The sequence below is a fragment of the Pseudomonas sp. TE3728 genome (assembly GCF_056279145.1).
Genome location: NZ_JBWBQT010000001.1, coordinates 1,400,758 through 1,425,852, shown reverse-complemented (window position 1 = coordinate 1,425,852; position 25,095 = coordinate 1,400,758). Strand labels below are relative to the sequence as shown.

At 60.3% G+C, this 25,095-nt stretch carries 24 protein-coding genes; 12 read left to right on the top strand and 12 right to left on the bottom strand.

All coding sequences use genetic code 11. The annotated features are described in order from the left end of the window. Complete coding sequence (locus ACZ89R_RS05780) at window positions 1-579, top strand: hypothetical protein (protein WP_429546408.1); 579 nt, start codon at window positions 1-3, stop codon at window positions 577-579. A 73-nt stretch (window positions 580-652) separates the two neighbouring features. Continuing rightward, a complete protein-coding gene (locus tag ACZ89R_RS05775; RefSeq protein WP_429546409.1) occupies window positions 653-1,264 on the top strand; it encodes a GGDEF domain-containing protein in 612 nt (203 codons plus the stop codon). Window positions 1,265-1,299: 35 nt separating this feature from the next. On the opposite strand, the gene ACZ89R_RS05770 is transcribed toward ACZ89R_RS05775, so the two are convergent. Then, window positions 1,300-1,725 carry a VOC family protein gene (locus ACZ89R_RS05770; protein WP_123495113.1) on the bottom strand — a complete coding sequence of 142 codons (426 nt, stop codon included), beginning with the start codon at window positions 1,723-1,725 and terminating at the stop codon, window positions 1,300-1,302. A 114-nt stretch (window positions 1,726-1,839) separates the two neighbouring features. Here ACZ89R_RS05770 and ACZ89R_RS05765 point away from each other — a divergent pair, with 114 nt between their 5' ends. After that, on the top strand, window positions 1,840-2,706 hold the full coding sequence (locus ACZ89R_RS05765) for a LysR family transcriptional regulator (protein ID WP_429546410.1): 867 nt from the start codon (window positions 1,840-1,842) through the stop codon (window positions 2,704-2,706). 177 nt (window positions 2,707-2,883) lie between these two features. Here ACZ89R_RS05765 and fabI read toward each other — a convergent pair whose 3' ends face one another. The 8 genes from fabI to gloB form a co-directional block, all read right to left on the bottom strand. Then, complete coding sequence (gene fabI / locus ACZ89R_RS05760; RefSeq protein ID WP_007906751.1) at window positions 2,884-3,678, bottom strand: enoyl-ACP reductase FabI; 795 nt, start codon at window positions 3,676-3,678, stop codon at window positions 2,884-2,886. A 21-nt stretch (window positions 3,679-3,699) separates the two neighbouring features. Next, complete coding sequence (locus tag ACZ89R_RS05755; RefSeq protein ID WP_429546411.1) at window positions 3,700-5,310, bottom strand: ABC transporter ATP-binding protein; 1,611 nt, start codon at window positions 5,308-5,310, stop codon at window positions 3,700-3,702. 1 nt (window position 5,311) lies between these two features. Beyond that, on the bottom strand, window positions 5,312-6,331 hold the full coding sequence (locus ACZ89R_RS05750) for an ABC transporter permease (RefSeq protein ID WP_429546412.1): 1,020 nt from the start codon (window positions 6,329-6,331) through the stop codon (window positions 5,312-5,314). Between the two features lies 1 nt (window position 6,332). Beyond that, window positions 6,333-7,406, bottom strand: coding sequence for a microcin C ABC transporter permease YejB (locus ACZ89R_RS05745; RefSeq protein WP_123495110.1), 1,074 nt, complete (start codon window positions 7,404-7,406; stop codon window positions 6,333-6,335). Window positions 7,407-7,410: 4 nt separating this feature from the next. Continuing rightward, window positions 7,411-9,252 (bottom strand): extracellular solute-binding protein, encoded by a 1,842-nt coding sequence (locus ACZ89R_RS05740; RefSeq protein WP_429546413.1) that lies wholly within the window; start codon window positions 9,250-9,252, stop codon window positions 7,411-7,413. After that, on the bottom strand, window positions 9,249-11,021 hold the full coding sequence (locus ACZ89R_RS05735; protein WP_429547891.1) for an extracellular solute-binding protein: 1,773 nt from the start codon (window positions 11,019-11,021) through the stop codon (window positions 9,249-9,251). The genes ACZ89R_RS05740 and ACZ89R_RS05735 overlap by 4 nt, the downstream gene beginning before the upstream one ends. Before the next feature lie 288 nt (window positions 11,022-11,309). After that, window positions 11,310-12,764, bottom strand: a complete 1,455-nt coding sequence (locus ACZ89R_RS05730) for a transglycosylase SLT domain-containing protein (RefSeq protein WP_429546414.1) — start codon at window positions 12,762-12,764, stop codon at window positions 11,310-11,312. A 99-nt stretch (window positions 12,765-12,863) separates the two neighbouring features. Next, window positions 12,864-13,631 carry a hydroxyacylglutathione hydrolase gene (gene gloB, locus ACZ89R_RS05725; RefSeq protein ID WP_429546415.1) on the bottom strand — a complete coding sequence of 256 codons (768 nt, stop codon included), beginning with the start codon at window positions 13,629-13,631 and terminating at the stop codon, window positions 12,864-12,866. A gap of 65 nt (window positions 13,632-13,696) precedes the next feature. Between gloB and ACZ89R_RS05720 the strand changes: the two genes are divergently transcribed. The 5 genes from ACZ89R_RS05720 (at window position 13,697) to ACZ89R_RS05700 (ending at window position 19,133) form a co-directional block, all read left to right on the top strand. Continuing rightward, a complete protein-coding gene (locus ACZ89R_RS05720) occupies window positions 13,697-14,455 on the top strand; it encodes a methyltransferase domain-containing protein (protein WP_052964263.1) in 759 nt (252 codons plus the stop codon). A gap of 92 nt (window positions 14,456-14,547) precedes the next feature. After that, window positions 14,548-15,000 carry a ribonuclease HI gene (gene rnhA, locus ACZ89R_RS05715; RefSeq protein ID WP_003180633.1) on the top strand — a complete coding sequence of 151 codons (453 nt, stop codon included), beginning with the start codon at window positions 14,548-14,550 and terminating at the stop codon, window positions 14,998-15,000. 273 nt (window positions 15,001-15,273) lie between these two features. Continuing rightward, window positions 15,274-16,032, top strand: coding sequence for a DNA polymerase III subunit epsilon (gene dnaQ, locus ACZ89R_RS05710; RefSeq protein WP_052964264.1), 759 nt, complete (start codon window positions 15,274-15,276; stop codon window positions 16,030-16,032). A 216-nt stretch (window positions 16,033-16,248) separates the two neighbouring features. After that, a complete protein-coding gene (locus tag ACZ89R_RS05705; protein WP_123495103.1) occupies window positions 16,249-18,504 on the top strand; it encodes an Orn/Lys/Arg family decarboxylase in 2,256 nt (751 codons plus the stop codon). Between the two features lie 14 nt (window positions 18,505-18,518). Further along, window positions 18,519-19,133, top strand: coding sequence for a GNAT family N-acetyltransferase (locus ACZ89R_RS05700; RefSeq protein WP_429546416.1), 615 nt, complete (start codon window positions 18,519-18,521; stop codon window positions 19,131-19,133). Here ACZ89R_RS05700 and ACZ89R_RS05695 read toward each other — a convergent pair. Together ACZ89R_RS05695 and ACZ89R_RS05690 are read right to left on the bottom strand one after the other, a co-directional pair. Next, on the bottom strand, window positions 19,099-19,992 hold the full coding sequence (locus ACZ89R_RS05695) for a LysR family transcriptional regulator (protein WP_123495102.1): 894 nt from the start codon (window positions 19,990-19,992) through the stop codon (window positions 19,099-19,101). The two genes, ACZ89R_RS05700 and ACZ89R_RS05695, sit on opposite strands and share 35 nt — an antisense overlap. 88 nt (window positions 19,993-20,080) lie before the next feature. After that, window positions 20,081-20,317 carry a hypothetical protein gene (locus tag ACZ89R_RS05690; RefSeq protein WP_429546417.1) on the bottom strand — a complete coding sequence of 79 codons (237 nt, stop codon included), beginning with the start codon at window positions 20,315-20,317 and terminating at the stop codon, window positions 20,081-20,083. A gap of 184 nt (window positions 20,318-20,501) precedes the next feature. On the opposite strand from ACZ89R_RS05690, the gene ACZ89R_RS05685 reads away from it, so the two are divergent. Continuing rightward, a complete protein-coding gene (locus ACZ89R_RS05685; protein ID WP_123359687.1) occupies window positions 20,502-21,062 on the top strand; it encodes an NADPH-dependent FMN reductase in 561 nt (186 codons plus the stop codon). Window positions 21,063-21,265: 203 nt separating this feature from the next. On the opposite strand, the gene ACZ89R_RS05680 is transcribed toward ACZ89R_RS05685, so the two are convergent. Beyond that, entirely contained in the window at window positions 21,266-22,216 is a 951-nt protein-coding gene (locus ACZ89R_RS05680) for a DUF1853 family protein (RefSeq protein ID WP_429546418.1), read from the bottom strand. A 124-nt stretch (window positions 22,217-22,340) separates the two neighbouring features. Here ACZ89R_RS05680 and ACZ89R_RS05675 point away from each other — a divergent pair, with 124 nt between their 5' ends. Genes ACZ89R_RS05675 through ACZ89R_RS05665 form a run of 3 tightly spaced genes read left to right on the top strand, consistent with a single transcriptional unit; the run spans window position 22,341 to window position 25,071 of the window. Continuing rightward, complete coding sequence (locus ACZ89R_RS05675; RefSeq protein WP_007906781.1) at window positions 22,341-23,231, top strand: NAD(+) kinase; 891 nt, start codon at window positions 22,341-22,343, stop codon at window positions 23,229-23,231. Continuing rightward, a complete protein-coding gene (locus ACZ89R_RS05670) occupies window positions 23,228-24,202 on the top strand; it encodes a metallophosphoesterase (protein WP_185022091.1) in 975 nt (324 codons plus the stop codon). The genes ACZ89R_RS05675 and ACZ89R_RS05670 overlap by 4 nt, the downstream gene beginning before the upstream one ends. Continuing rightward, entirely contained in the window at window positions 24,199-25,071 is an 873-nt protein-coding gene (locus ACZ89R_RS05665) for a rhomboid family intramembrane serine protease (RefSeq protein WP_429546419.1), read from the top strand. The genes ACZ89R_RS05670 and ACZ89R_RS05665 overlap by 4 nt, the downstream gene beginning before the upstream one ends. Window positions 25,072-25,095 lie beyond the last annotated feature (24 nt).

Sequence of the window (25,095 nt, the reverse complement as noted above, 5' to 3'; positions counted from 1 at the left end):
ATGAGACGACATGTATTTTGGGGCGCGGTGATGCTGATCGGCCTGGGTGGTTATACCTCGGACCTGTTCGCTGATGATAAAGAGGCGGTGAAGGCGTTCGACACGGTGCAGAAAGTGTTCCAGAGCCCGCGTTGTCAGAACTGTCATATCCCCGGCGATTCACCGTTGCAGTTCGACGCCGGTGTTCCTCACGCAATGAATGTGGTTCGCGGCCTGGACGGCAAGGGCGCAGCCGGTTTGCCGTGTGCCAGTTGTCATGCCGAACGCAATCCGCCGGCCAGCTATGGCCCCAACGCTCCACCCGGAGCACCGCATTGGAGCCTGCCGCCGGCCGCGCACAAAATGGCCTGGATCGGCCTGCCACCCGACAAGTTGTGCGCGATGATCAAGGATCGTTCCAGTAATGGCGACCGTGATTTTGCGGCGCTGATCAAGCACGTCAGCGAGGACAAACTGGTGCTCTGGGGCTGGCGCCCGGGCGAGGGACGGGCGCCGGTTCCGGTGCCCCACGACATTTTTGTCACCCAGTTCAAGCTCTGGGCCGATGCTGGAGGGCCGTGTCCGGTGGCAGGAAGCTGACCAACGGCGCGTTTATAGGGAGTCATACCGGGTATGAGCGACTCTAACGTTCATACCCATCAAGGAGTGAGTGATGTTAACCCCAGGCAAATCGTTTAAACCCGGCGTTGGCGCAGATGCCTTGCGTGCACCGAACATCCTCGACAGCGCGGCGCAGGATCGCGATGTATTGCGCGACCTGGCGCGAAAGGCCGAGCAAGAACTGACGGGCGTGCAGATGGCGAGCATGGATGAATTGACGCTGCTCTCCAATCGTCATGGCTTCGAGGCTTTGGCCCGGTTGGCGCTGGAGGCCTGTCAGCAGTTGGGCATACCCGCGACGCTGCTGTTTTTCGACCTTGATGACTTCAAACGCATCAACCAGCTGTACGGTCGCGCCGAGGGCGACGATGCCCTGAAAACCTTTGCCGATGTGCTACGCATCGCCTTTCGTGAAAGCGATGTGATCGGCCGGCTCGGCAGCGATGAGTTTGCTGCCTTGTTGACCGGCACCGACGCCGTGGAAATCGCCGCGATCAGAGCGCGCCTCGAAGAAATACTCGATGAACGCAATGCCACGGCGCATCGTGGCTATGACATTCGCTTCAGTATCGGGCAGATCGAGTTTGATCCTCGGCTACACCAGACGGCGGAAGACTTGCTGGCCTTGGTCGATAAGGCGCTGCGCGACGCCCGTCATTGTTGAATGGCGTCTTGCAATAGCGCTGCAACGTGCTCGGATCATTTGGCGAACAACTGGTCGATGTTCTTGAATGCCTTGAACTCCAGAGCATTGCCGCAGGGGTCGAAGAGAAACATCGTCGCCTGTTCGCCCACCAATCCCTGAAAGCGGATACCCGGTTCGATCACGAAGCGCGTGCCAAGGGCTTTCAAACGCTCGGCCAGGGCCTCCCATTCCGCCATCCCCAATACCACACCGAAATGCGGCACCGGTACGTCGTGGCCATCCACGGCGTTGGTGTGGGCGGCTTCCTGAGAAGCGTTTTTCGGTGCCAGATGAATGACCAGTTGATGGCCGAAAAAGTTGAAATCGACCCAGTGATCGCTGGAGCGACCTTCTTCCAGGCCGAACACTTCACCATAGAAGCACCGGGCAGCGGCCAAGTCGTAAACCGGGATGGCCAAGTGAAAAGGGGACAGTTGCATCGGACGTGCCTCGACGGGTTGAGAGTTAAGACCGAGTTTAGTCCTGTGCTTTTTGATTGAAAGACGATAGTTTTTGCGACGAGCTCAAATTATTTCGATCAATCGGAGAACCGCATGCTGCGGGAACTGAAAACCTTCATTGCCGTGACACGTCATGGCACGTTCGCTGCGGCAGGCATGCACATTGGCCTGACCCAGTCGGCGGTCAGCGCGCAGATCCGCAACCTCGAACAGGCGTTGGGCATTCGCCTGTTCGATCGCACCGGCCGTCAGGCGATTCTCAACGCCGCAGGGCAGCGGGCGTTACCGATGGCTCGGGAAATCCTTGAGACCTTCAGCCGCATGGCCGTCAGTGATAGCGTCGGCGAGTTTCGTGGCGAATTGAAGATCGGCGCGGTGGCCACCGTCCAGACCGGGTTGTTGCCGGGCGCGCTGTTGCGACTCCGGCAGCAGGCGCCATTGCTGGAGGCGAAGCTGGTGCCGGGGGTATCCCTGAGCCTGTTGAGTCAGGTGGACACCGGCGAAGTGGATCTGGCGATTCTGATCAAGCCACCGTTTGAATTGCCCAAGGAATTGTCGGTGCAAGTCATTCGCCGGGAGCCGTTTGTGCTGATCGTGCCGGCAGACCTTGAGGGCGACGACCCGCTGCAGTTACTCGCCAACCATCCCCACGTACGCTACGACCGCAATTCTTTCGGTGGGCGCTTGGTGACTCGCTTTTTACGTGAGCAGCAGATTGATGTGCAGGTAGCTCTGGAGCTGGATGAGCTGGAAGCTATCGTCAAAATGGTCGAATGCGGGCTGGGTGTTTCGCTATTGCCCGAGGCTGGGCTGTGGCTTGAGCATGGGGCGAAGGTGCGGATCATCCCGTTGGGTGAGCTGACGTTCTACCGGGAGATCGTGCTGTTGCAGCGTTATAGCCAGCGCAGCCTGCCGATTCAACGACTGTTTGCCCGATGTCTGTCTCCAATTGACGGCTGAACACCATCCCCTGTGGGAGCGAGCCTGCTCGCGATAGCGGTTCGTCAGTCGATACATGCAGTGCGTCTGACATCGTCATCGCGAGCAGGCTCGCTCCCACAGGGGGATTGCATCGATTTTTGAATGGCAGGCATAAAAAACCCGCCAATCGGCGGGTTTTTCATGGCTAACCGAAGATCACTCTTCGATGTTGCCCATGGCGGTGGTGTTGAAGCCGCCGTCCACGTACATGATTTCGCCGCTGATGCCGGACGCCAGGTCCGAGCACAGGAAGGCGCCGGCGTTGCCGACTTCGTCGATGGTGACGTTACGACGCAGCGGGGTTTGCGCTTCGTTGGCGGCCAGCATCTTGCGGAAGTTCTTGATGCCGGAAGCGGCGAGGGTGCGGATCGGGCCAGCCGATACGCAGTTCACGCGGGTGCCATCCGGGCCCAGGGAGCCGGCCAGGTAACGCACGCCAGCTTCCAAAGAAGCCTTGGCCATGCCCATCACGTTGTAGTTCGGCATGGTGCGCTCGGCGCCCAGGTAGGACAGGGTCAGCAGGCTGCCATTGCGGCCTTTCATCATTTCGCGACCAGCCTTGGCCAGGGCCACGAAGCTGTAGGCGCTGATGTCGTGAGCGATGCGGAAACCTTCACGGGTGGTGGCTTCGGTGAAGTCGCCGTCCAGTTGGTCGCCCGGGGCGAAGCCGACGGAATGCACGATGCAGTCCAGGCCGTCCCACTTCTTGCTCAGTGCTTCGAAGACCTTGGCGATTTCTTCATCGCTGGCCACGTCGCACGGGAAGCACAGCTCAGGGCTCGAGCCCCAGCCTTGTGCGAACTCTTCGACACGACCCTTGAGTTTGTCGTTCTGATAAGTGAAGGCAAGCTCAGCGCCCTCGCGATGCATGGCGGCAGCGATGCCGGATGCGATGGACAGCTTGCTGGCGACACCGACGATCAGTACGCGCTTACCGGCGAGAAAACCCATGTGTTGCTCCTCTTTTCAGGTTTATTGCGCAGTGGCTGGTGCCAGAAAAGCGGCTTCCAGCAACTGCTGTGTATACGGATGTTGGGGGGCGGCAAAGATACTCTGCGCGTCTCCCTGTTCGACCACTTGGCCATGCTTGACCACCATCAGCTGGTGGCTCAGCGCTTTGACGACAGCCAGGTCATGGCTGATAAACAAATACGTCAGGTTGTACTTGGTTTGCAGTGAACGTAGCAGCTCCACCACTTGGCGTTGCACGGTGCGGTCGAGGGCCGAAGTCGGCTCGTCCAGCAGAATCAACGCCGGTTTTAGCACTAATGCCCGGGCAATGGCGATTCTTTGCCGTTGCCCACCGGAAAATTCGTGGGGGTAGCGGTGCCGGGTTTCCGGGTCCAGACCTACCTCCTTGAGTGCCGCAATAATCGCTTGTTCCTGTTCTGCCTCGGTGCCCATCTTGTGGATCCGCAGGCCTTCGCCGACGATCTGGCTCACGCACATCCGTGGGCTCAGGCTGCCGAAAGGGTCCTGAAACACCACCTGCATTTCCCGGCGCAGCGGCCGAACTTCGCTCTGCGTCAGGCAGTCTAGCTGCTTGCCTTCAAAACGGATGGTGCCTTTGCTACCGATCAGCCGCAAAATCGCCAGGCCGAGCGTCGACTTGCCGGAACCGCTTTCTCCCACAATCCCCAGGGTCTGGCCCTGGGGCAGGCTGAAATTGATGCCGTCTACCGCTTTGATATGGTCCACGGTCTTTTTCAGAAAGCCTTTCTTGATCGGGAACCAGACTTTCAGGTCCTCGACCTGCAGCAACGGCGGGCCAATCACATTGGTCGCAGGCGTCCCGCTGGGCTCCGCTGCCAGCAGTTCCCGCGTGTACGGATGCTGCGGCGCGCGGAACAATTCTTCGCACGATGCCTGTTCGACGATGCAACCGCGCTGCATGACACATACCCGATGCGCAATTCTTCGTACTAGGTTCAAATCGTGACTGATCAGTAACAACGCCATGCCCAGACGGGCCTGTAATTCCTTGAGCAGTTCGAGAATTTTCAGTTGAACGGTCACGTCCAGGGCCGTGGTCGGTTCGTCGGCGATCAGCAATTCCGGCTCATTGGCCAGGGCCATCGCGATCATTACCCGCTGGCGCTGGCCGCCGGACAATTCGTGGGGCAGGGCCTTGAGACGCTTCTCCGGTTCGGGGATGCCGACCATTTCCAGCAGTTCCAGCGTGCGCTTGGTCGCGACTTTGCCGGTCAGGCCTTTGTGGATGCCCAGCACCTCGTTGATCTGTTTTTCGATCGAATGCAGCGGATTGAGCGAGGTCATCGGCTCTTGAAAGATCATCGCAATCCGGTTGCCGCGGATGTGGCGGATGGTTTTCTCTTTCAGGTCCAGCAGATTCCGGTCGGAATAAGTGATGGTGCCGGACGGGTGCCGGGCCAGCGGGTAGGGCAGCAGCCGCAGGATCGAGTGGGCGGTCACCGATTTACCGGAGCCGCTTTCGCCCACCAGCGCCAGGGTTTCGCCGCGCTTGATGTCGAAGCTCACGCCCTCGACCACCCGCTGCACGCGTTCACCGACGACAAATTCGACGGCCAGGTCGCGCACTTCGATCAGATTGTCCTGATTCATTTCACTTCCTCGGGTCGAAGGCATCGCGAGCGGACTCGCCGATGAACACCAGCAGACTCAACATCAACGCCAGCACCGCAAACGCACTCATACCCAGCCACGGCGCTTGCAGGTTGGATTTGCCCTGGGCCACCAGTTCACCCAGGGACGGCGCGCCCGGCGGCAGGCCGAAGCCGAGGAAATCCAAGGCGGTCAGCGTGCCGATGGCGCCGGTCAGGATGAACGGCATGAAGGTCATGGTCGAGACCATGGCGTTGGGCAGGATGTGGCGGAACATGATCGCACCATTCTGCATACCCAGCGCCCGGGCCGCGCGCACGTATTCCAGATTCCGGCCGCGCAGGAACTCGGCGCGCACCACATCCACCAGGCTCATCCACGAGAACAGCAGCATGATCCCCAGCAGCCACCAGAAATTCGGTTGCACAAAACTGGCCAGAATGATCAGCAGGTACAGCACCGGCAACCCGGACCAGATCTCCAGAAAACGCTGCCCGGCCAGATCGACCCAGCCGCCGTAGAAACCCTGCAAGGCCCCGGCGATCACGCCGATGATCGAGCTGAGAATGGTCAGCGTCAAAGCGAACAGCACCGAAATCCGGAAGCCATAAATCACCCGGGCCAGCACATCGCGGCCCTGATCGTCGGTGCCCAGCAGGTTATCGGCCGAAGGCGGCGCGGGGGCCGGGACTTTCAGGTCGTAGTTGATGCTCTGGTAGCTGTAGGGGATCGGCGCCCACACCACCCAGGCGTCCTTGGCCTTGAGCAGTTCGCGGATGTACGGGCTCTTGTAGTTGGCTTCCAGCGGGAATTCGCCGCCGAACGCGGTTTCCGGGTAGCGCTTGAGGGCCGGGAAGTACCAGGCGTTGTCGTAATGCACCACCAGCGGTTTGTCGTTGGCGATCAGTTCTGCACCGAGGCTTGCGCCGAACAGAATCAGGAACAGCCACAACGACCACCAGCCACGTTTGTTGGCCTTGAACAGTTCGAAACGTCGGCGATTGAGAGGGGAAAAGTTCATCTCAATGCTCCCGGCTTTCGAAGTCGATGCGCGGATCGACAAAGGTGTAAGTCAGGTCACCGATCAATTTCACCACCAGCCCCAGCAGGGTGAAGATAAACAGCGTGCCGAAGACCACCGGGTAATCGCGGTTGATCGCCGCCTCGAAACTCATCAGTCCCATGCCGTCGAGGGAGAAGATCACTTCCACCAGCAACGAGCCGGTGAAGAAGATCCCGATGAACGCCGAGGGGAAACCGGCGATCACCAGTAGCATGGCGTTGCGGAACACATGGCCGTACAACACGCGGTGGCGGGTCAGGCCCTTGGCCTTGGCGGTGACTACATACTGCTTGTTGATTTCATCGAGGAAGCTGTTCTTGGTCAGCAAGGTCATGGTTGCGAAGTTGCCGATCACCAATGCGGTCACCGGCAGTGCCAGGTGCCAGAAGTAATCGAGGATCTTGCCGCCAGTGCTCAGCTCATCGAAGTTGTTCGAGGTCAGGCCCCGCAACGGAAACCAGTCGAAATAGCTGCCGCCGGCGAACACCACAATCAGCAAGATGGCAAACAGGAACGCCGGGATCGCGTAGCCGACGATGATCGCCGAACTGGTCCAGACGTCGAAGTGGCTGCCGTGTCGCGTCGCCTTGGCGATCCCCAGCGGGATCGACACCAGGTACATGATCAGCGTGCTCCACAACCCGAGGGAGATCGATACCGGCATCTTTTCCTTGATCAGGTCGATGACCTTGGCGTCGCGGAAGAAGCTGTCGCCGAAATCCAGGGTGGCGTAGTTCTTGATCATGATCCACAAACGTTCCGGCGCCGATTTATCGAAGCCGTACATGTGCTCGATTTCCTTGACCAGCGCCGGGTCCAGGCCTTGCGCCCCACGATAGGCCGAGCCGGCCACCGACACCTCGGCACCGCCGCCGGCAATGCGGCTGGTGGCGCCTTCGAAGCCTTCGAGCTTGGCGATCATCTGTTCCACCGGCCCACCGGGGGCGGCCTGGATGATCACGAAGTTGATCAGCAAAATGCCGAGCAGGGTCGGGATGATCAGCAGCAGTCGCCGAAAAATATACGCCAGCATCTGATTACTCCGTGCCCGCAGGGTCGGCTTGCAGTTTGGTTTCGACTTCTATCGGCAATGTCGCGTCGGGCTTGACCCACCAGGTATTGATGCCGATGTCATATTTGGGCGAAACCTTCGGGTGGCCGATGTGGTTCCAGTACGCCACGCGCCAGGTCTTGATGTGCCAGTTGGGGATCACGTAATAGCCCCATTGCAGCACCCGGTCCAGCGCCCTGGCGTGGGCGACCAGGCTTTGCCGCGAATCGGCGTTGATCAGTTGCTCGACCAGTTGATCCACCACCGGGTCTTTCAGGCCCATGGAGTTGCGGCTGCCGGGTTTGTCGGCCGCGGCCGTCATCCAGAACTCGCGCTGTTCGTTACCCGGCGAGTTGGACTGCGGGAAGCTGCCGACGATCATGTCGAAGTCCCGGGAGCGCACGCGGTTGATGTATTGCGAGACGTCGACCCGGCGGATCACCAGGTCGATGCCCAGGTCGCTGAGGTTGCGCTTGAACGGTAGCAGCACCCGCTCGAACTCGGTCTGGGCCAGCAGGAATTCGATGGTCACCGGTTTGCCGGTGGCGTCGACCATTTTGTCGTCGACGATCCGCCAGCCGGCTTCTTGCAGTAGTTGATAGGCCTTGCGTTGCTGGGTGCGGATCATGCCGCTGGCGTCGGTCACCGGGTTCTGGAACGCCTCGCTGAACACTTGCTCGGGAATCTTGCCGCGCAATGGGTCCAGGATCGCCAACTGATCGGCGTCGGGGAGGCCGGTGGCGGCCATTTCCGAGTTTTCGAAGTAACTGCGGGTGCGCGCGTAGGCGCCGTTGAACAGTTGCTTGTTGGTCCATTCGAAGTCCAGCAACAGGGTCAGTGCCTGACGCACACGCACATCCTGAAACACCGGGCGGCGCAGGTTGAACACGAAGCCTTGCATGCCGGTGGGGTTGCCGTTCGGGATTTCTTCCTTGATCAGCCGACCTTCGGCCACCGCCGGAATGTTGTAGGCCTTGGCCCAGTTTTTCGCGGCCGATTCCAGCCAGTAGTCGAACTGACCGGCCTTGAGCGCTTCCAGCGCGACGGTGTTGTCGCGGTAGTAGTCAGTGGTCAGCACGTCGAAGTTGTAGAAGCCGCGATTGACCGGCAGATCCTTGCCCCAGTAATCCTTGACCCGCTCATAGCGCACCGACCGCCCAGCCTTGACTTCGCTGACCTTGTACGGGCCGCTGCCCAGCGGCAGTTCCAGGTTGCCCTTGTTGAAATCGCGGGTGGCCCACCAATGCTTGGGCAGCACCGGCAATTGGCCGAGGATCAGCGGCAATTCACGGTTGTTATTGTGCTTGAACTTGAACAGCACTTTGAGCGGGTCTTCGGCGACCACTTCCTCCACGTCGCTGTAATAGCCGCGGAAGAGCGGGGCGCCGTCCTTGATCAGGGTCTGGAAGCTGAACACCACATCTTCGGCACGCACCGGATGGCCGTCGTGGAAGCGTGCTTCGGGACGCAGGTAGAAGCGCACCCAACTGTTGTCCGGAGCTTTTTCGATTTTGCCGGCGATCAGGCCATATTCGGTAAACGGCTCATCCAGGCCCTGTTTGGCCAGGGTGTCGTAGATCATGCTGATGTCGTCGGCCGGCACGCCTTTGTTGATGAACGGGTTGAGGCTGTCGAAGCCACCGAACCCGGCCTGGCGAAAGATCCCGCCCTTGGGCGCGTCGGGGTTCACGTAATCGAAATGTTTGAAATCGGCCGGGTATTTCGGCGGCTCGTTGTACAGGGTCAGGGCATGTTGCGGGGCGGCGCAGGCCAGCCCGGCGAACAACAGGCCGCTGGCCTGCAAGAGCAGGGCGCGTACGGGTTTCATCGATCTTTCTCCGAAGATTTCAGCCACCACGCGCTCAGGCCCAGGGTGTAGGGCGGCGTGGTGACGAAGGCGAACCGGTTGCGGTAGGCCAGGCGGTGATAATTGAGGTACCAGTTGGGAATGATGTAGTGCTGCCACAGCAGCACCCGGTCGAGCGCCTTGCCGGCGGCGACTTGTGCATCACGGGTCTGGGCGGCGAGCAGTTGTTCAAGCAAATGGTCGACCACCGGGTTGGCGATACCTGCGTAATTCTTGCTGCCCTTGACCCCGACCTGGCTGGAGTGGAAGTACTGCCATTGTTCCAGGCCCGGGCTGAGGGTCTGGTTGAGGGTCATCAGGATCATGTCGAAATCGAACTGATCGAGGCGCTGTTTGTACTGGGCGCGATCGACCGTGCGCAGCCGTGCGTCGATGCCGATGCTGGCGAGGTTCTCGACGTAAGGCTGAAGGATGCGCTCCAGGTTCGGGTTGACCAGCAGGATCTCGAAACGCAACGGTTGGCCGATGCTGTTCTGTAGTCGCTGGCCGCTGAGCTTCCAGCCGGCCTCGGCGAGCAGCTCCAGGGCCTTGCGCATGGTTTCCCGCGGAATGCCGCGGCCTTCGGTCTGCGGCAGGCTGAACGGCTCGGTGAGCAGCTTGGCGGGCAACTGATCGCGATAGGGCTTGAGCAGCAGCCACTCATGACCGACCGGTAGCCCGGTCGCGGAGAACTCGCTGTTGGGGTAATAACTCATGGCGCGTTTGTAGGCGCCGCTGAACAGCGTGCGGTTGGTCCACTCGAAATCGAACATCAGCCCCAGCGCTTCGCGGACCTTGGCCTCGGCGAAAGTTGGCCGCCGGCTGTTCATGAACAGGCCCTGGCTCTGGGTCGGGATCTGGTGCGCGATTTGCGCCTTGATCACATCGCCACGGCGCACGGCCGGGAAGTTGTAACCGTTGGCCCAGTTCTTCGCCTGGTGTTCGATGTAGATGTCGAACTCACCGGCCTTGAACGCTTCGAAAGCCACGTCGCTGTCACGGTAGAACTCGACTTCCATGCGATCGACATTGTACTTGCCGCGATTGACCGGCAGGTCTTTGCCCCAGTAATCCTTGACCCGTTCGAAGACGATCTGCCGCCCGGGCGTTACCGAGGTGATGCGATACGGCCCGCTGCCCAATGGCGGGTCGAACGTGGTGGCCTTGAAATCGCGACCTTCCCAGTAATGCTGGGGCAGCACCGGCAACTCGCCCAAGCGCAGGATCAGCAGCGGATTACCGGCGCGTTTGAAGACGAAACGGATGCGCCGTGGGTTGAGGATATCGACCCGCGACACTTCCTGAAGGTTGGTGCGGTATTGCGGGTGACCTTCCTTGAGCAGCAAACGGTAAGAGAACGCCACGTCGTAAGCGGTGATCGGCGTGCCATCGTGGAAACGCGCTTCGGGGCGCAGGTTGAACACCACCCAGCTGCGGTCCTCGCTGTATTCCACCGATTGGGCAATCAGGCCATAACTGGAGGTCGGCTCATCGCCGGACGGCGCGTATTGGCCGGTGCCGACCATCAACGGTTCATTGAGTTCGTTGATGCCGTATTGCAGGAAGTTGGCGGTGGAAACCGGGCTCGAACCCTTGAAGGTGTATGGGTTGAGCGTATCGAAGGTGCCAAACGCCATCACCCGCAACGTACCGCCCTTGGGCGCTTGCGGGTTGACCCAGTCGAAGTGGGTAAATCTGGCCGGGTACTTGAGCGTGCCGAACTGCGCATAACCATGGCTTTCGCTGATCATTGCGCTTGCGGGGGAGCTCAAGGCCAGGCTGATCAGGAGCAGGAGGAGGGGACGCTTCAAGTCAGAGATCCGATCCAGGCGGCTTGGGCTTTGTGGGCCGTACAGTAACAGCTTGTATCGACAGGAAAAAGACGGGGGGTTAACGAGGGCTTAATGCGGGGGCGGGTCGAAAAAAATCGCAGCCTGCGGCAGCTCCTACACCGATCAGGTACACCCGCGATTGATTGGATGTACGCATTATCTGTAGGAGCTGCCGAAGGCTGCGATCTTTTCGGCATCACATCAATCTTAATGCGGCGAAGCAACCGTCAGCATCTGCCCCGGTTTCAGCGCCTGGCCAACCCGAGGGTTCCAGCGCTTGAGGTGCTGCATTTCAACGTTGAAGCGTTTGGCGACCATGTACAGCGAGTCGCCTTGCTTGACCTTGTATTGGGTCTGTTGCGTTTTGTTGGTTACCTTGCCGTTGGTCTTGCTGTTCGCCGCGACCACGGTGTTGACGCGCCCGGATTTGCCCTTGGCGGTGTCCTGCATCACCAGGGTCTGGCCGACCTTGAGGTTCTTGCCGGTCAGTTTGTTCCAGCGTTGCAGGTCCTTGATGTCGACCTTGTTGGCCTTGGCGATGGTGCCCAGATTGTCGCCGCGTTTGACCCGATAGGCGCGCTTGAGGCTGGCGATTTCGCTGTCGTCTGCCCCTTCGAACACCGGCTTGAGCGATCGCTGGCTGATCAACTCTTCAGGACGCATGGTCGACAGGCTGGCGGTCAGCAGTTGCGCCTTGGACGTTGGCACCAGCAGATGCTGGGGGCCGTCGATGGTGGTGCGCTGCTTGAAGGCCGGGTTGAGCTGGAACAGTTCGTCTTCGTCGATATTGGCGACGGCGGCAACCTTGGACAGGTCCATGCGCTGGTTGATTTCGACGACCTGGAAGTACGGTTCATTGGCGATCGGGTTGAGGTTCACGCCATAGGCGTCGGGCGCCAGGACCACTTGCGACAGGGCCAGCAGCTTCGGCACATAGGCCTGGGTTTCCGCTGGTAGCGGCAGGTTCCAGTAGTCGGTCGGCAGGCCGAGTCGTTCGTTGCGCTCGATGGCCCGGCTGACCGTGCCTTCGCCGGCGTTGTACGCCGCCAGGGCCAGCAGCCAGTCGCCGTTGAACATGTCGTGCAGGCGGGTCAGGTAATCCATGGCCGCGGTGGTCGAGGCGGTGATATCGCGACGGCCATCATAGAAACGGGTTTGACGCAGGTTGAAGTAACGCCCGGTGGAAGGGATGAATTGCCACAAGCCAACCGCATCGGCCCGGGAATAGGCCATCGGGTTGTAGGCGCTTTCAATCACCGGCAATAGCGCCAGTTCCAGCGGCATGTTGCGTTCTTCAAGGCGTTCGACGATGTAGTGAATGTAAAGGCTGCCGCGTTCGCCGGCGTTTTCGAGGAAGGACGGATTACTGGCGAACCACAGGCGCTGTTGCTCGATGCGCGGGTTGACGCCCAGGTTGTCCTGCAACTGGAAGCCCTGGCGCATGCGCTCCCAGACGTCCTGTGGAATTTGCGGTGTTGGTTTTTCGCTGAGCCAGACAGGTTTTTGCTTGGCTCGAGCGGCGATGTTCGGAGTGTGTGTCGCTTCGGTCTGCGGCACATGGCTGGAACAGCCCGCCAAAGTGGCGGACACAGCCACCGCGATGGCTTGAGCCAAGCGGGTCAATGCGTCTGAATTGATGGCTTTACGAATAGGTGACGACATTGGCTGGAAGTAAGTTCCGGGCAAAAATGTCGGGCGATTCTAGAAAGCGCACCCCCTGCGGTCAACCATTCAGAATTTTTGTACCAACGTGATGGCTACTTAGAACTTATCTTTCCAAGCGCGTAGAGCAGCAAAAACCGCACTCGGAGCCCGGTTTTGGGTTCCATTCCGTTCGTCCACTTTTTCTTTAACGGATGTTTCGTCGACACGCAAAAACGGGTTGGTACGCTTTTCAAGCGCCAGAGTAGAGGGCAGCGTCATGATTCCGGCTTCACGTTGTGCGGTGACTTTTTCCAGACGTGCGGCGGTGTCCGGATTGCCCGGTTCGACCGCTGCGGCAAACTTCAGGTTGCTCAGGGTGTATTCGTGAGTGCAGTAGACCAGCGTGTCTTCGGGCAGCGCCGCGAGGCGGCTCAGCGAGTGATGCATTTGCTCCGGCGTGCCTTCGAACAGGCGCCCGCAACCGGCGGCGAACAGGGTGTCACCGCAAAACAAATGGCCCTGGTGATAAAAGGCAATGTGTCCGAGGGTATGGCCTGGTACTTCGATGACTTCGAAGTCCCAGCCCAGCACGCTGATGCGGTCATTGTCCTTGAGTGCCACGTCCCGCGCCGGGATGCTTTCGCTGGCCGGGCCGTAGACTGTCGCGTCTGTCGCTTTTTTCAGCCGCTCGACGCCGCCGACATGGTCATGATGGTGATGAGTGATCAAAATATCGCTTAACACCCAACCTGTGTGCGCCGCGAGCCAGGCTTGTACTGGCGCGGCATCGCCCGGATCGACCACGGCGCAGCGCTGGGTGCTGTGGTCTTGTAACAACCAGATGTAGTTGTCGGTGAAGGCGGGCAGGGCACTGATCTGTATCATCGTCGGATTCGCCAAGCGGAAAACATTGGCGCATCTTAGAACTTCCTGGCGCGTTGGAGAATGCAATGACCGATAAAGCGTTCGCTCAGGCCGATCCTGAGTGGCTGACATTGATCAGCGCGGCCCGTGAATGGCTGTCCGGCCCCATCGGGCAATTTCTGCTGGACGAAGAACGACGCATGCTCGAAGACGAGTTGGGGCGCTTCTTCGGCGGCTACCTGGTGCATTACGGCCCTTCGGCGCAGACGCCGCCGTCGGCGCCGCAGGTCCAGCGCAATGTGCGGCTCGGTGCGCCGTTGCCGGGTGTGGAGATCGTTTGCGAAGAGCAGGCCTGGCCTTTGAGCGAGCACGCCGCCGATGTGGTGGTGTTGCAGCACGGGCTGGATTTCTGCCTGTCGCCCCACGGTTTGCTGCGCGAAGCGGCGAGCAGCGTTCGGCCCGGCGGGCATCTGCTGATTGTCGGGATCAACCCCTGGAGCAGTTGGGGCCTGCGTCATGTGTTCGCCCATGACGCCTTGCGCAAGGCCCGTTGCATTTCGCCGTCGCGGGTTGGCGACTGGCTGAATCTGCTGGGCTTCGCGCTGGAGAAACGCCGCTTCGGGTGCTATCGTCCGCCGCTTGCGTCGCCTGCCTGGCAAGCCCGTCTGGCCGGTTGGGAGCGCAAGGCCGGTGACTGGCAGTTGTCGGGTGGTGGCTTCTATTTATTGGTCGCGCGCAAGATTGTGGTGGGCCTGCGGCCGGTGCGTCAGGAACGGCGCGAACCGATGGGCAAACTGATTCCCTTGCCGATGGCCAAGGTCAACCGTCGTCACCTCGAACCGTAATACACATTTTATTTTCCCGGCCGGGTTCGCCCCGGCCTCGGGCATCGTCGGTCACCGATCGGCGAGCCACCGCATTTTCTGGATAGATTGGCATGAGCGATAGCGTAGAACTCTTCACCGATGGCGCCTGTAAGGGCAACCCTGGCCCGGGCGGCTGGGGTGCATTGCTGGTGTGCAAGGGCGTTGAAAAGGAACTCTGGGGCGGCGAAGCCAACACCACAAACAACCGCATGGAGTTGATGGGCGCGATCCGTGGCCTGGAAGAGCTCAAGCGTTCCTGCGACGTACTGCTGGTGACCGACTCCCAGTACGTGATGAAAGGCATCAACGAGTGGATGGCCAACTGGAAGAAACGCGGCTGGAAAACCGCGGCCAAGGAGCCGGTGAAAAACGCCGATCTGTGGAAGCTGCTCGACGAGCAGGTCAACCGCCACAACGTCACCTGGAAATGGGTGCGCGGGCACATCGGCCATCATGGCAACGAACGGGCCGACCAACTGGCCAACCGTGGCGTTGATGAAGTGCGTGGGTACAAGCAGGCCTAAAACCGCGCAATTCCCCCGTCATGATCGTTCCCACCCTCTGGGCGGGAATGCCGCCTGGGACCGCGCGCCCCTGTAGGAGCTGCCGAAGGCTGCGATCTTTTGATCTTGATCTTCGGCAATTCCGAAACCGCCAAAAGATCGCAGCCTTCGGCAGCTCCTACAAGGGCCGTGTTCACAACATCAGTGCCGGTTATGTGGCGGCGCGCGCTCGATCTCGCGAGCGTGTTAACATCGCCGTTTTTGCACGATTGACCCGTTGAGAGCTGAGCACTGATGGCCACCAGATCCGTTGTACTCGATACCGAAACCACCGGCATGCCGGTGACCGACGGCCACCGGATTATCGAAATCGGTTGTGTCGAGTTGATCGGTCGGCGCCTGACCGGCCGGCATTTCCACGTTTACCTGCAACCGGATCGCGAGAGTGACGAAGGCGCCATCGGCGTCCACGGCATCACTAATGAATTCCTGGTGGGCAAACCGCGTTTCACTGAAGTGGCCGATGAGTTTTTCGAATTCATCAAGGGCGCACAGCTGATCATCCATAACGCGGCGTTCGACGTTGGCTTCATCAACAACGAATTCGCCCTGATGGGCCACCACGATCGCGCGGACATCACGCAACACTGCTCGATCCTCGACACCCTGATGATGGCCCGGGAACGTCACCCGGGGCAGCGCAACAGCCTCGACGCCTTGTGCAAACGCTATGGCGTCGACAACTCCGGCCGTGAGCTGCACGGCGCCTTGCTCGACTCCGAGATTCTCGCCGACGTCTACCTGACCATGACCGGCGGCCAGACCAGCCTGTCGCTGGCCGGTAACGCGTCCGATGGCAATGGTTCAGGTGAGGGCGCGGATAACTCCGCCACCGAAATCCGTCGTCTGCCGGCCGATCGTCAGCCGATCCGGATCATCCGCGCCAGTGAAGAAGATCTGGCCCAGCACATTGCGCGCCTGGAGGCCATCGCAAAATCCGCTGGTGCTCCGTCGCTTTGGCAACAATTGGCTGAGGCCAAGGCTCAGGCCTGAAAAGATCGCAGCCTTCGGCAGCTCCTACGCCAACCGTGTCGGCCATCAAATCAACGGTGGCCCCGATCCTGTAGGAGCTGCCGCAGGCTGCGATCTTTTGATCTTCACACGCATCCACGCCCCACTTCAGGGCATCCCCCTCGCCACATGCGCTCCAACCCTCTACCCTGAGGTTATTGGCAGGCCACGGTCTGCCGTCTCAGGACACCGAGCACCATGTATAAAGATTTGAAATTTCCGGTCCTGATCGTCCACCGCGACATCAAGGCCGACACCGTTGCCGGTGATCGTGTGCGTGGCATCGCCCGGGAGCTGGAGCAGGAAGGCTTCAGCATCGTCTCGGCGGTCGATTACAACGAAGGGCGTCTGGTCGCCTCGACCCATCACGGCCTCTCTTGCATGTTGATTGCCGCCGAAGACGCCAGCACCAATGCTCATCTTCTGCATAACATGGCGGAGCTGATCCGCCTGGCACGGGTTAGGGCGCCGGACCTGCCGATCTTTGCCCTGGGCGAACAGGTGACCCTGGAAAATGCCCCGGCTGACGCCATGGCCGAGCTCAATCAACTGCGCGGCATTCTTTATTTGTTCGAAGACACCGTGCCCTTCCTTGCCCGTCAGGTTGCCCGCGCGGCGCGCAAATATCTGGACGGTCTGTTGCCGCCGTTTTTCAAGGCGCTGGTGCAGCACACCGCCGATTCCAATTATTCCTGGCACACCCCCGGCCATGGCGGCGGTGTGGCGTATCACAAGAGTCCGGTGGGGCAGGCGTTTCACCAGTTTTTCGGGGAAAACACCCTGCGTTCGGATTTGTCGGTGTCGGTACCGGAACTCGGTTCGCTGCTCGATCACACCGGCCCGCTGGCCGAAGCGGAAGCGAGAGCCGCGCGTAATTTCGGCGCCGATCACACCTTTTTCGTGATCAATGGCACCTCGACCGCCAACAAGATCGTCTGGCATTCCATGGTGGCCCGCGATGACCTGGTGCTGGTGGATCGCAACTGCCACAAGTCGGTGCTGCATTCGATCATCATGACCGGCGCGATTCCGCTGTACCTGTGCCCGGAACGCAATGAGCTGGGAATTATCGGCCCGATTCCGTTGAGCGAATTCAGCCGTGAATCGATCCAGGCCAAGATCGAAGCCAGCCCGCTGACCAAGGGCCGCGAACCCAAGGTCAAGTTGGCGGTGGTGACCAATTCGACTTACGACGGCCTCTGTTACAACGCCGAATTGATCAAGCAGAGCCTGGGCAACAGCGTCGAGGTCTTGCATTTCGACGAGGCCTGGTACGCCTACGCAGCATTTCATGAGTTCTTCGCCGGCCGTTACGGCATGGGCACCTCTCGCAGTGAAGACAGCCCGCTGGTGTTCACTACGCACTCCACGCACAAATTGCTGGCGGCGTTCAGTCAGGCGTCGATGATTCACGTTCAGGACGGCGGTGCGCGGCAGCTCGATCGCGACCGTTTCAACGAAGCGTTCATGATGCACATCTCGACCTCGCCGCAGTACAGCATCATTGCTTCGCTGGACGTGGCCTCGGCGATGATGGAAGGGCCGGCTGGCCGTTCGCTGTTGCAGGAAATGTTCGACGAGGCCCTGAGCTTTCGCCGGGCCCTGGCCAATCTGCGTCAGCACATCGCCGCCGATGACTGGTGGTTTTCCATCTGGCAACCACCCTCGGCCGAAGGTATCGAACAGGTAGTCACCGAAGACTGGTTGCTGCAACCCGACGCCGATTGGCACGGCTTTGGCGGCGTGACCGACGACTACGTGCTGCTCGATCCGATCAAGGTCACGCTGGTGATGCCGGGTTTGACGGCGGGCGGTGCCCTGAGCGCGCGGGGTATTCCGGCGGCGGTGGTCAGCAAATTCCTCTGGGAACGCGGACTGGTCGTGGAAAAGACCGGGCTGTATTCGTTCCTGGTGCTGTTCTCCATGGGCATCACCAAGGGCAAATGGAGCACGCTGCTGACCGAGTTGCTGGAGTTCAAGCGCAGTTACGACGCCAATGTCAGTCTGGCCACCTGCCTGCCGTGCGTGGCACAACACAATATTGCCCGTTATCAAGGCATGGGTTTGCGCGATCTGTGTGATCAATTGCACGCCTGTTATCGCAGCAATGCCACGGCCAAACACCTCAAACGCATGTACACCGTACTGCCGGAAGTCGCGATGAAGCCGGCGGACGCCTATGATCAATTAGTACGCGGGGAGGTTGAGGCTGTTTCGATCGATGCTCTGGACGGGCGGATCGCAGCGGTAATGCTGGTGCCATACCCGCCGGGGATCCCGTTGATCATGCCCGGCGAGCGGTTCACCGAGTCGACCCGTTCGATCATCGATTACCTGAAGTTTGCCCGTACGTTCGACAGCAGCTTTCCCGGATTTGTCGCCGATGTGCATGGCTTGCAACACGAAGACGAGGGCAATGGACGGCATTACACCGTCGATTGCATCAAGGAATGAGGACCTTTCCGAGTATGCAACCAGTCATGAATCCCAAATACCCAGGCCTCTCGGTGCGTGTCGCCGATGAGGGGTTTGCGGCTTATATCTGGGGCAGTGATTTCAGTTTTGAAGTCGCCGCCTATGGTGCCGCGCAAATCGGTAAGCCGGTGGCGCAGTGGCCGGTGACGCCAATCACCCCGTATCGCAAGTGTTACGGCATTGATCCCGAGGAATTCAGCAGTTTTCGCGATGCCGCCGACAGTGAAATTTTCATGGCCTATCTGGATGACGAGCCGGTGGGGCATTTAGTGGTCAGCACCAACTGGAACGGCTTCGCCCATATCGATGAATTGGCGGTGCATGCGCCGGCACGCCGTCATGGCGTGGCCAGGGCGTTGCTCGACGTGGCGCAGTTCTGGAGTCGCAAGAAAAAACTGCCGGGCATCATGTTGGAAACCCAGAACAACAACCTGGGCGCCTGTCGGCTTTATGAGCGCTGTGGCTATGTGGTCGGCGGAATCGATCACTTGCGCTATCGCGGAATCGATCCGAATACCGCTGAAATGGCATTGTTCTGGTATCGATTATTCGATAATCCGCTGGAAAACCCGCTCAGCTCGCCAGCATCGCCACGGCTTGTTCCGTGATGATGTCCAGCAGCGCTTGAACGGCCGCAGAGGGCTCGGCGCTCTTCAGGCTCAAGGCATACACGCTGATCGGCACGGCAGGCGCCAGCGGGCAGGCATCGAGCCCGGCCGATTTGGCGCCGAGGGCGGTAAATGGGTCGACGATCGCCAGACCTTCACCGGCCTCGACCATGCTGCGCATCATCTGATGAGTCTGTACCCGTGTCTGAATGACCGGGGCAGGGCGCAGCGCATGCAGCTTGTTGTCCAGTGCCGGGCTTAACGGATCGTGACCTTCCAGGCCAACCATCGACTGGCCGGCCAGGTCCTGTAGCGAGATGTACTTCTGTTTCGGTTGCAGCCAGCCATGGGGTGCCAGTAGCTGGAGCTTGCCTTGAGCGATGACCTGGCAATGGATATCGGCGTGGTCCGGGTCATGCAGGCTCAGGCCCAGATCGCTTTCACGCAGCAGCAGGCTTCTGACAATCGCGCCGGTCGGCTGGCTCAGGAGGGTGCAAGGTGCGTCGGGGAGGCGTCGGCGCAGGGCCGCGATGCTGTGTGGCAACAGGTGTTGTGCCAACGGCGGGGTGCAGATGATGCGCAGGGGCGGGGCCAAATATTGCTTGAGGCTGCTGGCCAGTCGCTGGACCGGCTCAAGGGCTTCGTAGACGTGGGCGATCTCGACTTGCAGCTCCCGTGCTTCGCGCGTGGCTTGCAGACGACCACGCACGCTGGCAAACAGCATGAAACCCAACTGATCCTCGGCATCCCGCAGGGTGCGTTCAACCTCGGCCACTGGCAGCTGCAGCCATTCGGCGGCGGTGCCCAGGTGACCGGTCTGCAGGAGCGCCTGGATCACTTCGATATGACGTAAACGCATGCGTGAAGTCCATGTTCAGCAGGTGAGGGAGTCAGTCACTGAATCCTAACTCAAGTGCGCGCATATGACTTCTGCTCATAACAGCGAGTTATGAGGCCACGTTCGGTTCAGGTTCGCGAGTGAGGGTGACGCCCGATTGCACCAGCACAAATTCGTTGCCGTCGAGTTTGTTGAGCCGGTCGCCAATGGCCAGCTTATAGGTGGTGACAGGCACCGAGCCGGCGAGGCCGTCGTGCGACGGGGTGGATTCCTGGAACTCATGCACGGAATAAACGCGGCCTTCCGCGTCTCTTGCATGGAACTGACCGACGAGTACTGCTGCCATCTGCTTAGAACCTCTGGAGATAAATCACTCAATTTGCGGTTCTGTAGACCGTGGTTGGGCGAGGTAAGTTTTCCTACAGGAAAAAAATAGTCAGGGGCGGTGTTTTTCCGTCGCCCGCTGGTTGAATCGTCATTTGATCATCTATAACTAGAAGCTCTTCCCATCGGACAGTCGAGAATCTTCCATGAGCAACGTCTACGAGATCGCCGTTCTGGTCGGCAGCCTGAGAAAAGCATCGATCAACCGCAAGGTCGCGCTGGCGCTGGCCGAGCTGGCGCCTGCCAATCTGAAGCTGAACATCGTCGAAATCGGCGATTTGCCGCTCTACAACGAAGACATCGATGGCGAATCACCGCCGGCAGCCTACAGCACTTTCCGACAACAAGTGAGTTCATCCGACGCGGTGCTGTTCGTGACCCCGGAATATAACCGTTCGGTACCGGCGCCATTGAAGAATGCGATTGACGTGGGGTCGCGCCCTTATGGCAAGAGCGCCTGGAACGGCAAGCCGGGTGCGGTGATCAGCGCTTCACCGGGCGCCGTCGGCGGATTTGGCGCCAACCACAACGTGCGCCAGTCCATGGTGTTTCTCAATGTGCCGTGCATGCAGCAACCGGAGGCCTACCTGGGTGGCGCTGGTTCAGCATTCGACGAGGCGGGCAAGTTGTCGGAGTCGGTCAGGCCGTTTCTGCAAAAATTCATCGATGCGTATGCGCTGTGGGTTGAGCAGCATAAAAAGCAGTGACCTTTCCCTTGTAGCAGCTGCCGAACCTGTAGGTCGGGACTGTGTTGATGGTGACGCCGGCGGCGCTGGCGTTGCGGTTGTCTATCTGAACCGTGTCGACCCTATCGCGAGCAGGCTCGCTCCCACAAGGATCTTCGCCATACGGAGATCCAATGTGGGAGCGAGCCTGCTCGCGATAGGGCCAGTCCATTCGCCACAAAAACTCAACCATTGCCCGGCACATTCGGCCAAAGATCGGACACCAGAAACAGCCGCTCGGCTTCTTCCCAATCTCCTTCGCCATTCTCTGTCAGCCGCACCATCAACTGCGCCGGTGCCAGCGGGTCCAGATCGCTCAGCCACGCATTCAGTTGTTCAACGTTCCAGGTCTGCTCTTCGGGATAGTGCGCCGGCGCCAGCCAGGCATGGCGGGGCAGGGGTTGCCAGCGGCCGAACGGGCGTTGCACGACAAAGTCCGCCCAGTCCTTCTGATGCAGCCAGCTACCGCGCAAATGTTGAGGGTGCGCGCCGCTCGGTGACTCGGACTGTCCCGGCCAGGGATAGAGCAGATAACCGCCCAGCCACAAATGCGCGCTGAACTGCTGGATATCCAGCGACGCCAGCACTGCACGGCTCTCCGCCCGCGCGGAAATCGGTAATTGATGCTGGCTCAGGTGCTTGAGTTTACGGTCGAGCCGATCATGACAACCCGGTCCGAGCCACTGCGCGGTGTCATGGCCGTCACCATTCTGTGGCCCCAGATAGAGCTTGATCGCCAGTTCCAGGTGATGCACGCCATCGCGATCACGCAGCAGCATGTCCAGCTCACCCAGGGTGTGGCCTTCACGGCGGATCGGCATATTGGCGGCGATCAGTTCGATGCCCGGCGCGTGCCGCACGGCGTATTGCCACAGCCGCTCGTAGTACAGACCCAGGCGCCGGGTCCTGGCCTGGGCCAGCCAGTGCAGCAAGTCGTAGCTGTCGCGATCCAGTTGCCGGAGCCAGTGTTCCAGGCGCTCCGGTGCCTGCACCCAGTCGCTGCCCGCCAGCGGATGACGCTGCGGCCACGGGGTGACGCTGAGCATCGGCGGCGCGAGGATGACCCAAGCCAGGTCGCGCACTTCGGGGTGGCGCAACTGGTGAGGTAACTGGAGCAAATCTGGAAATAGGATCATCTTGCGAGCATAGCCCGAAACGCGAGCGCACCGTCGTGGCTGAAAGGGTTTTGTCTACGCCGCGCTTTCGCCCATAATCGTGTTTTTCGCCGTCGCAGGCCCTCCGCATCCTAATAGGAGCCCCATGGAGCAATTTCGTAATATCGGCATCATCGGTCGCCTGGGCAGTTCTCAGGTGCTGGATACCGTCCGCCGACTGAAACGGTTTCTGCTCGATCGTCACCTGCACGTGATCCTCGAAGACACCATCGCCGAAGTCCTGCCGGGTCATGGCCTGCAAACCTCGTCGCGCAAGATGCTCGGTGAAGTCTGTGACATGGTGATTGTGGTCGGTGGCGACGGCAGCCTGCTGGGTGCCGCCCGGGCGCTGGCCCGACACAATATTCCGGTGCTCGGCATCAACCGGGGCAGCCTGGGGTTCCTGACCGATATTCGCCCCGATGAGCTGGAAGTCAAAGTCGCCGAAGTGCTCGACGGCCACTATCTGGTAGAAAACCGCTTCCTGCTGCAAGCCGAAGTCCGGCGCCACGCCGAGGCCATCGGCCAGGGCGATGCGCTGAACGACGTGGTGCTGCACCCCGGCAAATCGACGCGGATGATCGAGTTCGAGTTGTACATCGACGGCCAGTTCGTCTGCAGCCAGAAGGCTGACGGCCTGATCGTCGCCACACCGACCGGATCAACCGCCTACGCGCTGTCGGCGGGCGGCCCGATCATGCATCCCAAGCTCGACGCTATTGTGATTGTGCCGATGTACCCCCATACCTTGTCAGGTAGACCGATCGTGGTCGATGGCAACAGTGAGCTGAAAATCGTCGTGTCCAAAGATATGCAGATTTACCCGCAAGTTTCCTGTGACGGGCAGAATCACTTCACCTGCGCGCCCGGTGACACCATTACCATCAGCAAGAAAGCGCAGAAGCTGCGGCTGATTCACCCGCTCGACCACAACTACTATGAAGTCTGCCGGACCAAGCTCGGCTGGGGCAGCAAGTTGGGTGGTGGAGGCGACTGATGCTCGATCCCGCGCGTAGCTACGACCTGATCGGTGACGTGCACGGTTGCGCTCTGACCCTTGAGCACTTGCTCGACCGGCTCGGTTATCACAAACAGGCTGGCGTCTGGCGGCATCCGTCGCGCATGGCGGTGTTCCTCGGCGACATCATCGACCGCGGCCCGCGGATTCGCGAGGCGCTGCACATCGTCCACGACATGGTCGAAGCCGGGCAGGCGCTGTGCATCATGGGCAACCATGAATTCAACGCCCTCGGCTGGAGCACGCCGGCGCTGCCGGGCAGCGGCCAGCAGTTCGTGCGCGAACATACGCCGCGCCACGGTCGCCTGCTCAAGGAAACCCTGACTCAGTTTGAGGATCATCCCGAAGATTGGCATGACTTTCTGCAATGGTTCTATGAATTGCCTCTGTTCGTCGATGCCGGGCGCTTTCGGGTAGTGCATGCCTGTTGGGACGCCGGCCTGATCGAGCCGTTGCGCGGGTTGTTCCCCGACGGTTGCATCGATGAGCACTTCCTCCAGGCCTCCGCGGTGCCGGGCAGTTTTGCCTGCACCGTGTTCGATCGCCTGTTGCGCGGCACCGACATGCGCTTGCCCCACGGGTTGACCATGACCAGCGGCGATGGCCTGACGCGCTCGTTTTTCCGCACCAAATTCTGGGAAGACGACCCGCAAACCTACGGAGATATCGTGTTCCAGCCCGACGCCTTGCCTGAGCCAGTGGCCCGCACGCCGCTGTCGTCCAGCGAAAAAGACAACTTGCTGCGCTACGGCGTCGATGAGCCGTTGTTGTTCGTCGGCCACTACTGGCGCAGCGGCAAACCGGCGCCGATCCGCCCGAACCTGGCGTGCCTGGATTACAGCGCGGTGCTCTACGGCAAACTGGTCGCTTATCGTCTGGATCAGGAAACCCGTCTCGACCCGCATAAATTTGTCTGGGTCGATGTCGAGCGTCCGGAGGTGCTGCAATGACGGCGGTGGCGGTATTGCGTCTGCCTCTGGCGGTGGATTTGAGCGGGTTCGTCAAACTGCTGCAACGCATGCAAGTGCCCCACCGGGTCAGCGAAGAGGCGGGCGAGCAAGTGCTGTGGGTGCCGGCCAGCATCAGCGAAGACGTGCGCTCATTGTACGAACGCTTTCCGGCGGGTGACCCCGATCAGCAACTGGATATCCCGATCGCGCAGACGCAGCCGCGTCCGGGCTTCGTCGAGCAGTTGCGCTACAGCAAGGCTACGGCGTTGGTGCTGTTGCTGAGCCTGATCGTCGCCATGGTGACGCTGCTGGGCGATAACCTCGACACGATACGCTGGCTGACCTTCCTCGATTTCCGTGTGGTCGGCGAGTACATCCATTTCACGCCATTGGCCGACAGCCTGGCGGCGGGGCAGTGGTGGCGTCTGGTCACGCCGATGCTGATCCACTTTGGCATCCTGCACCTGGCCATGAACGGCATGTGGTACTGGGAACTGGGGCGGCGCATCGAGTCGCGGCAGGGCAGCATCAACCTGATCGGCCTGACGCTGCTGTTCAGCCTGGTGTCCAACTATACCCAATACCTTTTCAGCGGCCCGAGCCTGTTTGGCGGGTTGTCGGGGGTGCTGTACGGCCTGCTCGGGCATTGCTGGATCTTCCAGGTTCTGTCGCCGAACCCGGCGTATCGCCTGCCCCGAGGGGTGTTGGTGATGATGCTGGTGTGGTTGCTGGTGTGCCTGTCGGGGCTGATCTCGATGATCGGCTTCGGCCAGATTGCCAACGCGGCCCACGTCAGCGGGTTACTCATCGGATGCTTCACCGGTTTGTTGGGCGGTTTGTACAACCGCCGTAAACTGACTTCCAAATAAGCTATGTGATTAAAGAGCGCGGAG